Annotated in this window: 9 protein-coding genes; all 9 read left to right on the top strand. The window is 60.8% G+C overall.

The window, feature by feature from the left end:
• The coding region (locus AB5405_RS03275; RefSeq protein WP_368137585.1) for a rod shape-determining protein MreD at positions 1–583 on the top strand (583 nt) is incomplete at its 5' end.
• Positions 584–596: 13 nt separating this feature from the next.
• Positions 597–2,666, top strand: coding sequence for a penicillin-binding protein 2 (gene mrdA, locus AB5405_RS03270; RefSeq protein ID WP_368137584.1), 2,070 nt, complete (start codon positions 597–599; stop codon positions 2,664–2,666).
• Positions 2,667–2,675: 9 nt separating this feature from the next.
• Positions 2,676–3,902, top strand: coding sequence for an FtsW/RodA/SpoVE family cell cycle protein (locus tag AB5405_RS03265; protein ID WP_117861950.1), 1,227 nt, complete (start codon positions 2,676–2,678; stop codon positions 3,900–3,902).
• A gap of 18 nt (positions 3,903–3,920) precedes the next feature.
• The gene (locus AB5405_RS03260) at positions 3,921–4,850 is read left to right on the top strand and encodes a YcjF family protein (RefSeq protein WP_006236071.1); all 930 of its coding nucleotides are present in this window, start codon (positions 3,921–3,923) and stop codon (positions 4,848–4,850) included.
• A gap of 10 nt (positions 4,851–4,860) precedes the next feature.
• Entirely contained in the window at positions 4,861–6,738 is a 1,878-nt protein-coding gene (locus AB5405_RS03255) for a TIGR03960 family B12-binding radical SAM protein (protein WP_055309861.1), read from the top strand.
• Positions 6,735–7,547 (top strand): TIGR03936 family radical SAM-associated protein, encoded by an 813-nt coding sequence (locus AB5405_RS03250; RefSeq protein ID WP_195520365.1) that lies wholly within the window; start codon positions 6,735–6,737, stop codon positions 7,545–7,547. Before AB5405_RS03255 ends, AB5405_RS03250 begins: the two co-directional genes overlap by 4 nt.
• Before the next feature lie 67 nt (positions 7,548–7,614).
• Positions 7,615–7,989 carry a 50S ribosomal protein L21 gene (rplU, locus tag AB5405_RS03245; RefSeq protein WP_035138585.1) on the top strand — a complete coding sequence of 125 codons (375 nt, stop codon included), beginning with the start codon at positions 7,615–7,617 and terminating at the stop codon, positions 7,987–7,989.
• 33 nt (positions 7,990–8,022) lie between these two features.
• Positions 8,023–8,280 (top strand): 50S ribosomal protein L27, encoded by a 258-nt coding sequence (rpmA, locus tag AB5405_RS03240; RefSeq protein WP_006236075.1) that lies wholly within the window; start codon positions 8,023–8,025, stop codon positions 8,278–8,280.
• A gap of 85 nt (positions 8,281–8,365) precedes the next feature.
• Positions 8,366–9,832, top strand: coding sequence for a GTPase ObgE (gene obgE, locus AB5405_RS03235; RefSeq protein ID WP_368137583.1), 1,467 nt, complete (start codon positions 8,366–8,368; stop codon positions 9,830–9,832).

Raw genomic sequence — 9,832 nt, 5'->3', positions numbered from 1 at the left:
AATAGGGGGCATGTCCATGGATCTACACGAGCAGGGGATGAGCTCCCGCACGTTTGTAATCGCCGCCATCGTATGCGTGCTGCTGCAGGCAGGCCTGGCACCGCAGATCTCCATTGCGGGCGGTCGCGTCAACTTCATGATTATCCTGGTGTGCCTAAGCGTGTTCTCGGGCGACCCGACCCGTGCCGTCGTGTGCGGTTTTTGCAGCGGCTTGTTTTATGACCTGTCCGCTGCCGTGCCGGTGGGCGTTATGTCGCTCCTGCTGACCGTGGGTTCTTTTGCCCTGGTGCACAGCGCCGTCGGTCAGACGGGCGGTACCCCGAGTGCGCGCGGCGTCACTGTGGGCGCCTTCGCGCTCGTCATTAATGTTATCTACAGCATCATCTTGCTGTTTATGGGTTTGGAGACGAGCTTTGTCGTGGCGATCTTCGGCCATGCGCTGCCGTCCTCGATCCTGACGGGTCTGGTTGCCATTCCGTTTTTGATGTCCGGCGTCGTGCCGCAGTCCGGCTATGGATTCTCCGCACGTGGCGGACGCCAGACGGGTATGCGCTTTAAGCCCAAGACCCGCAAGCTCAAATAGGGGAGGCCCGTAGATGTCTTCCCAGATGACGGTTATTATCGCCGGTATCGTGCTGGTTGTGGCCATCGTGGTCGCGCTGGTCATCATGCGTCGAGGCGATTCCCGTTTTACCTACGATACACAGCATGGAACGGCTCCGCGCGCCACCGAGGGCGAGGGCAATACCGCGGCGACCGCCTTTAAGGGCCGCTTTTCCATCCTCACCACGGGTGTGGGCGCGATGTTTGTGGCACTTGCCGTCAAGCTGTGGGGCATGCAGATGGTCTCGTCGGACTATTACGAGAAACAGGCCAATAGTAATCAGACTCGCACCGTTACCACACCCGCTGTGCGCGGCCGCATCCTCGACCGCAATGGCGTGGCGCTTGTCCAGAACCGTCCCTCACTTGCTGTCGTGGCCTACCGCGACCTTGCCGAGGATGAGGTTCTGGTTCGCCATCTTGCCAACGTGCTTGGAATGCCTTATGTGGCGGTCCTTCGCAATATTCAGGACAATACAGAGGGCGCTCAGAGCCTGCATACCATCGCGACGGACGTCCGTCGCTCCACGGTTGCCTATATCAAGGAACACGCCGGCGAGTTCCCGGGCGTCAAGATTGCCGAGCGTACCGAGCGCCAGTATCCATACGGCGAGACGGCATGCCATATCTTGGGCTATACCGGCACCATTACCTCCGAGCAGCTCGAGGCCCAGAATAAGAAAACCTCTGGCGATGATGATGCTTCTGCTGGCAAGATTACGTACCAGTCGGGCGATATCGTGGGCCAGGCGGGCGTTGAGAGCTACTACGAAAACCTGCTGCAGGGTATTCGTGGCGAGCAGACCGTCAAGGTCGATGCCTCGGGCAATGTGACCGGTCAGGCCGGCGCCGTGCCCGCGAAGGCCGGCTCCGACATTAAGCTCACGCTCGACCTTAAGATCCAACAGGCCTGTGAGACGGCGCTGGCGAGCGCTATCGAGCTTGCCAAGACCACTGGCTACAGCAATGCCGGCAACGGCGCTGTGGTGTGTCTCGATCCCAACAATGGCGAGATCCTGGGCATGGCGAGCCAGCCCAAGTTCGATCCGTCCGTCTTTATCGGCGGCGTCTCAAATGACGTGTGGACCGAGCTCAATGATGACAAGGGTTCGCACCCGCTGCTCAACCGCGCCATTAGCGGACAGTACATGTCGGCCTCGACCATCAAGCCGCTCTCGGCACTGGCCGGTCTTGAGTTTGGAACCTACACTTCAACGCAGACAACCAACTGCACGGGTTATTGGACGGGTCTGGGCAAGGCTTGGGGCAAGCGCTGCTGGCTGACGTCTGGCCACGGCACCATGACGCTGCAGTCGGGTATCGCCAACTCGTGCGACCCCGTCTTCTACGACATGGGTAAGGCGTTCTTTTATGACGAGCAACATCCCGAGGGCCTGCAGGAGGTCTTTCGTCGCTGGGGCCTAGGCAAGACCTGCGGTATCGATCTGCCGAGTGAGGGCGCGGGTCGTATTCCCGATGCCGAGTGGAAAGAGTCATACTTCACCGACGCCTCTGCCGAGGACCGCAAGTGGAATGCCGGCGATATGACCAACATTGCTATCGGCCAGGGCGACATCCTGGTGACGCCCCTGCAGATGGCGTGCGCCTATATGGGTCTTGCCAACGGCGGCAAACAGTACGTGCCTCACGTATTTTTGTCTGCCGTGTCGCGCGATGGCGACGGCGATGCCTATAAGTACAATGGCAAGGGCAAGAAGAAGCGCCTGGAGGCCAAGATCAACAGCGATTCGGATTTGGCTCTTGTTCGCAACGGCATGCACGACGTGATTTACACGGCATCGACGTCCCTGGCGGCGCACTTTGGCACCCTGACGCCGCAGGTATACGGCAAGTCGGGCACGGGCGAGAAAAGTGGCGAGGACGAATACGCGTGGTTCTGCGCCTATGCACCGGCCGATGACCCCAAGTATGTCATCGCTACCGTCCTGGAGCAGGGCGGCGGTGGCTCAGATACCGCGATGCATGTCGTGCGCGACGTGCTCGGCGTGATTTATGACGAGCCCGATACCTCTTCGGCCTCGGGCGATTCTTCGGTTCGATAGGAGGTTGCGATGGATTTTTCTCCGGCGGATCTGTTCCGTTCAACCAAGACCGGCTCTCGCAGCAGCCTGGACCGCGTCAACAAGCAACTTTCGGCCTCGCGCGGCACGTTTCGCCAAAAGGTGCATATCGGTGTGCTCGTGGCTACTGTGGCGCTCGTCGCCTACGGTGCCATCATTATCTGGTCGGCTTCGCAGTTTAAGGCCGATGCTTCGTTCTCGCGCCATTTGCTGGGAATTGGCATCGGCACGGTGCTGGCGGTGCTGGTCTGGCGCTCCGACCTGCGCGGTATTTCCAATTTCTCGACGGCGTTGCTCGTCATCGACCTGATCGTGATCTTCTCGCCCAAGATTCCGGGTCTGTCCTATACGGGCGGTCTGGGCATGACGGGCTGGATCAAGATTCCCGGTATCGGCTTGACGTTCCAGCCGGTTGAGCTTGCCAAGCTCATCACCATCTTCTTTATTGCTACGCTTGGCTCGCAGTATAACGGTCGCATCGATACCGTTCGCGACTACGTCAAGCTCTGCGGCATGCTGTCCATTCCGTTTTTGGCCGTCGTTGCCATGGGTGACCTGGGCTCGGGCCTGGTCGTGCTGGTTTCGGGCGCCATCGTCATCTGCATGAGCGGTGCACGCCGCGAATGGGTGCTGTCGACCCTGGCCCTGCTCGTGGGCCTGGTGGCCCTCGTCCTGGCGCTCGATTCGGTCTTTGATTCGCTGCTCGGCCACGATGTGCTCATCAAGCAGTATCAGATGAACCGTCTGACGGTCTTTATCGACCCCGATAATGCCGATTCGGACGATGCCTACAACCTGCAGCAGTCGCTTATCGCCGTTGGCTCGGGCGGCTTCTTTGGTAAGGGTTTGGGCCATGCGACGCAGTCAGCCGGCGGCTTTCTGCCTGAGTTCCACACCGACTTCGTCTTCGCCTTTTTGTCCGAGACCTTTGGCTTCTGCGGCTCCTTTTTGCTGCTGTGCCTCTACGTGCTGCTGATCTTTTCGACGATTCGCGTCGCCTTTAAGTGTGAGTCGCTGTTTTTGCGTCTTTCGTGTGTGGGCATCGTTGGCATGTGGGCGTTCCAGACCTTCGAAAACATCGGCATGTGCATCGGCATGATGCCGATTACCGGTATTCCGCTACCGTTTATTAGCTTCGGTTCGTCTTCGATGATGATTCAGCTGCTGACGGTGGGTATCGTACAATCCATATGGCGGCATCGTTCGGGCGCCGCGTAACCGCTGGAGGGGTTTGCTATGAAAATTCCCGTAGATAAGCTGACCCGCGCTTTTAAGATGGGCGCGTCCGTTAAGAAGGATTCCGATACGCCGGTGCGCGTCTCGGTCTATCTGGATTCGTCCGCCTCGCGCTTTCTGGCCGAGACGGTGCGTGACGCCTTTGTGCCGCAAACGACCTCGGGTATTGTGCGCGTCGAGCGTCTGGGGGAGGAGCGAATTGCTCCAAAGACCGATACCGATGTGGTGCTGGTGCTCTCGTGTGGTTCCGACCGCTTGGAGAGTGCCGTGCAGGAGCTCGTGATCGCCGGCGCGCCCGTGTGCGTGCTTGCCGAGTCTGCTGTGGAGGTGCCGTTTATCGAGGAGTCCACGCCCATGCTCGGCGTGGTAGCGGCAACCGATAAGACGTATCTGCTCGAGACGCTTGCCCGCTGGATTCTCGATCGCACCGACAAGGAAACGGCTTTTGCGGCGAACTTTGCCTTCATGCGCATCGCGGCGGCCAATCGTATCATCACCTCGTGCGCGCTTACCAATATGGCGACCGGTGCACTGGTGTTTTTGCCGGGCGCCGATTATCCCGTTATGGCGCTGGCGCAGGTGGGCATGCTCTTTGAGCTCGCTGCCGTCTTTGGACGCGGCATTAAGCCCGAGCGCGGCTACGAGGTCGCGGGCGTGCTTGCCGGCGGTCTTGTGATCCGCGCGGTCACCCGCGCACTCGTCAAGCAGACGCCGCATATTGGGTTTGCCGTCAAGGCGCTCACTGCTGCCGCGGGCACCTACGGCATGGGCCGTGCGCTTGTTTCGCTCTACGAGCGCGATGTCGACTACAGCCGTGCCAACGAGGTGGTCACTGCCACGTTCTCCCGCGTTCGCGATCTGGTGACCACGGTCGCGGGCGCTACCCGTCCTATGGCGTCCTACCAGGACGCATCAGATCTCGCTGCTTAGGGGTTTTCCGTTGCGCGTTGCATACCAAGATTGTTTTCATTTAATTGAGCCGTTGCTCGCCAAGGTCGAGAAGCCGAGCCGCTATATCGATCACGAGTGGGGCACGCTTTCCAAGGCCGATGCCGACTACCGTTGCTGCCTGATCTACCCGGATGTGTACGAGGTCGGTCTGCCCAACCAGGGCATCGCCATCCTCTACAACATCCTTAACCAGGCCGAGGGCATCTCCTGCGAGCGCGGCTATGTGCCGTGGCCCGATATGGGTGACGCCATGCGCGAGGCGGGTATTCCTCTGCTGTCGCTCGAAGGTGCTGCGCCGGTCGCTTCGTTTGATATCGTCGGTCTGCATGTGCCGCACGAGATGGCGGTGACGAACTTCCTCGAGGCACTCGACCTCGCTGGCATTCCGCTGTTAGCGGCCGACCGAGGTGAAGACGACCCTATCATCATCGCCGGCGGCCCCTCGGTGTACAACCCCGAGCCGTACGCGGCCTTCTTCGATGCCATCCTCATCGGTGAGGGCGAGGAATCGCTGCTCGAGACCTGCCAGCTGCATCGCCGCCTGCGTGACGAAGGGGTCCCGCGCGCGCAGATTGTCGAGCAGCTTGCATCCATTGCCGGCAACTACGTGCCGTCGCTCTATGAGGTTCGTCACGACGAGCCCTGCTCGCCGCATGGCTACACCGTGCCGCGTGAGGGCAAGGATGCGCCGACCGTGGTCTACAAGCGCGTCGTCGAGGATTTCGGCGCCACAAATCCGCTGTCGCAGTCGTGCGTACCCTATGCGCAGCTGGTCCACGACCGCCTGTCTATCGAGATTCTGCGCGGCTGCGCCCGCGGCTGTCGTTTTTGCCAGGCCGGCATGACGTATCGCCCGGTGCGCGAGCGCTCGGCCGACCAGATCGTCTCGTCGGTGATCCAGGGTCTGGAAAAGACCGGCTATGACGAGGTGTCGCTGACCTCGCTCTCCACGACCGACCACTCCTGCATTCGCGACGTGCTCGGCAGGCTCAACCGTCGCCTGGAGGATACGGGTATTCGCGTGTCTATTCCGTCGCAGCGCCTGGATTCGTTTGGCGTGGATATGGCCGAGTCGGTCGCCGGCGAAAAGAAGGGCGGCCTGACGTTCGCGCCCGAGGCCGGCAGCCAGCGCATGCGCGACATCATTAACAAGAACGTGACCGAGGAGGACCTGGACCGTGCGGCCAAGGCGGCCTTCGAGGCCGGCTGGAACCGCATGAAGCTCTACTTTATGATGGGCCTTCCCGGCGAACGCGACGAGGACATCGTGGCCATCGCCAATCTGGCCGATCACGTGCTGGAGCTCGGTCGTTCCGTGGTGCCCAAGGCTCGTCGCGGCTCGATCTCGGTGTCCATCTCGGTTTCGGTCTTTATCCCCAAGGCTGCCACGCCGTTCCAGTGGTGCCCGCAGCTCGACTACGACGACGTCAAGCGTCGCCAGAAGCTGCTTATCACGAGCGTTCGCAACCGTGCCGTTCGCGTTCATTACCACGATGCCGAGACCTCGCTCATCGAGGCCGCGCTGTCCCGCGCCGGTCGTGACATGACGCCCGTCATCATCGATGCTTGGCGCTCGGGCTCTCGCTTTGACGCCTGGGTAGAGCATTTCTCGCTCGATAACTGGAAGGAGGCTGCTGCCAAAAACGGCATCGACCTCAATGAGCTCGTGCACCTGCCCTACGAATTGGACTGGCGCCTGCCGTGGGAGCACGTGAGCCCCGGCTGCACGCGCGGCTTCCTCGAGCGCGAGTACCGTCGCTCGCTCGAGGGCGTCACGACTCCCGACTGCACCCGCACGTCGTGCACCGGCTGCGGGATCTGCCCCACGCTCCACGCCAAGAATGTATTGATGGGTGATCGCGCATGAGTGAGCGCCTGACCGACAACCCCTCGCTCTTTAGGCTTCGTGTTCGCTATGGCAAGCGCGATCGCCTTAAGTACCTGGGCCATCTCGAAGTGATCCATACCATTGAGCGCATCGTGCGCCGTGCGGGACTTCCCTATGCCGTCACGCAGGGCTTCTCTCCGCACATGCGCGTGGGCTTCTCTTCGGCGCTACCGGTTGGTACGTCGTCGACCTGCGAGTGGTATGACCTGTTTATGACCGAGTTCGTGGGGCTCGACGAGGCGTTTGAGCGCCTGGCTGTGGCGTCTCCGGCCGATCTGGCGCCTATCGAGGCGGCGTACATCGACGTGCGCACGCCGGCGTTGACGGCGCAGCTCACGCGCCTGTCGTATCGCATCGACCTGCACTTAGATCCCGAGGCGCCCGTAAGCGCCGAGGAGGTGCGTCGTGCGATCGACACGCTGCGCGCGGACCATGGCATCGACTACGCGCGCGGAAAAAAGAGCAAGCGATTGGATTTGGATCACACGCTCGTGGGCTATGAGCTCACGGCGGGGGAGCGCCCGGACCATTTGGTGCTCATGCTCGACACCCATGCCGACAACGAGGGCTCCATGCGTCCGGAAATTTTGCTTTCCGCTGCTGATGTTTTGTTGCAGGGCTTGACCCCGGGCGTGGATGCACCTATTGTTTCCACCGGTATGCAAGACCTCGTGACCATCTGCTCCTACGATGTCGAGCGTCAGAATCAAGCATGCGAGGACGACGAGGGCCGACTCGTCAGCCCCATACCTGTGCGAACTTGTGGATTTGCTCCACATACTCGTTGACGGGGGTATTTTCGCCTGCTACTATATTCGGCTGTTGCACTAACTGATGCATGAAGGGCAAGTAAACATGTACGCAATCGTTAACACGGGCGGCAAGCAGTACAAGGTCGCCACCGACGATGTCATCACCGTCGAGAAGATCGAGGGCAATGAGGGCGACAAGGTCACCCTGCCGGTTATCTTCCTCAACGATGGTAAGAAGATCGTCACTGATCCCGACAAGCTGGCCAAGGCCAAGGTTACCGCTCAGATCGTTGAGCAGTTCAAGGGCGAGAAGCAGCTGGTCTTCAAGTTCCACAAGCGTAAGCGTTATCGTCGTCTGAAGGGTCACCGTCAGCAGCTCACCAAGCTGAAGATCGTGAAGGTCCAGGCTACGTCCCGCGCCAAGAAGGCTGTCAAGGCAGAGGCCGAGGCTGTTGCCGAGGCTCCCGTCGCCGAGTAGATTACACTCGTAACGAAAGAGTAGGTATACACAATGGCACACAAAAAAGGACTCGGTTCCTCCCGTAATGGCCGTGACTCCCGCGGTCAGCGCCTTGGCACGAAGCGCTATGCCGGCCAGACGGTAACCACGGGCACGATTCTCGTCCGTCAGCACGGCACGCACATCCACCCGGGTGAGAACGTTGGCCGTGGCAAGGACGACACGCTGTTCGCGCTGGTCGACGGTACCGTTGAGTTCCACAAGGGTATCAAGCACAGGGTCAGCGTACGCCCGCTCGCGAACGCGTAATTCACCCTTCATAGAGCACATATGTGGGAGGCACTTGAGTTTTAGGATTCAAGGGTCTCCCTCTTTTTTGTAGGAGGCGATTCTGTTGTCACAGTTCACCGATATCAGCCGCATTAACGTTTGCGGCGGCGACGGCGGAGCCGGATGCATGTCGTTTAGGCGCGAGGCATTTGTCCCCAAGGGCGGCCCCGATGGCGGCGACGGCGGTCGTGGCGGCAATGTCGTCATCCAGGCCGATGCTCAGCTGTCTTCGCTGATCGATTACCGCTTTAAGCATCACTTCCGCGCCGAGCGTGGCACGCACGGGCAGGGTGCCCGTCGTAACGGTAAGAGCGGCGAGGACCTGATTCTCAAGGTCCCTATGGGTACCGTGGTGCGCGAGCTCGACCCCGAGACACAGACCCCGATGTTTGAGATTGCCGACCTTGTGCACGACGGCGAGCGCGTCGTCGTGGCGCCCGGCGGTGCCGGCGGTCTGGGCAACACGCACTTTGTGACGTCGGTGCGCCGCGCTCCGGCCTTTGCCCAGCTAGGCGAGCCGGCCGAGGAGCACTGGATCGAGCTCGAGATGAAACTTATGGCCGATGCCGCGCTCGTGGGCTTTCCCTCGGTGGGTAAGTCATCGCTCATTGCGCGCATGAGTGCCGCCCGCCCCAAGATTGCCGACTACCCGTTTACCACGCTCGTGCCGAACCTCGGCATGGTGCGTGCCGGCGAATATTCTTACGTCGTTGCCGACGTCCCCGGTCTTATCGAGGGCGCGAGCGAGGGCAAGGGCCTGGGTCATCAGTTCCTGCGCCACATTGAGCGTACGGCCCTGATCATGCACGTCGTCGACATGACGGGTGGTTTTGAGGATCGCGATCCGGTCGAGGATTATCGAATCATCAACCGCGAGCTCGAGCAGTATGGTGCCGAGCTTTCGGAGCGTCCGCAGATCGTCGTCGCCAACAAGTGCGATGCGCCGGGTACGGCCGACAAGATTGCCGACCTTAAGCGCGCAGCGCTCGACGATGGACATATGTTCTTTGCCGTGTCTGCCGTGACGGGCGCCGGTCTCAATACGTTGATGCTTGCCGTAGGTGAGCAGGTGGCTAAGCTGCGCGCCGAGTTGGCTGTCTCGGATGAGCCGGTCGTTCTGCGCGGCGATGAGTGGGAGCGCCGTCGCCTGCAGCGTGAGAAGCGTTTCCGCATTGTTCAGGAAGAGCCCGGTGCCTTCCGCGTGGTCGGTCGTGCCATTGAGCGTATGGTCATCCAGACCGACTGGGAAAACGAGGAAGCCGTCATTTACCTGCAGCATAAGTTTGCGCGTATGGGTGTTGACGACGCGCTCGAGAAGGCCGGTTGCCGTGCGGGCGACGAGGTCCGCATTTGTCAGCGCGCCTTTGACTTTGAGGGCGCTGAGGACTTCTCGGAGTACGAAGAGCTCGAGGATGCTGGCGAGGACGTTGCCGTTGAAGCCATTGACGTGGCTGATGCTGCGGATGAGGGCGTCGAGGTTGTCGATGCGGCGGATGCCGCGGGCGATGCCGAGACCTCGGAGGGCGAGTAG

It is taken from the genome of Collinsella aerofaciens, assembly GCF_040920445.1.
GTDB lineage: Bacteria > Actinomycetota > Coriobacteriia > Coriobacteriales > Coriobacteriaceae > Collinsella > Collinsella aerofaciens_BH.
The sequence above is the reverse complement of the archived record's forward strand: the minus strand, read 5'-3'. Positions and strand labels throughout refer to the sequence as shown.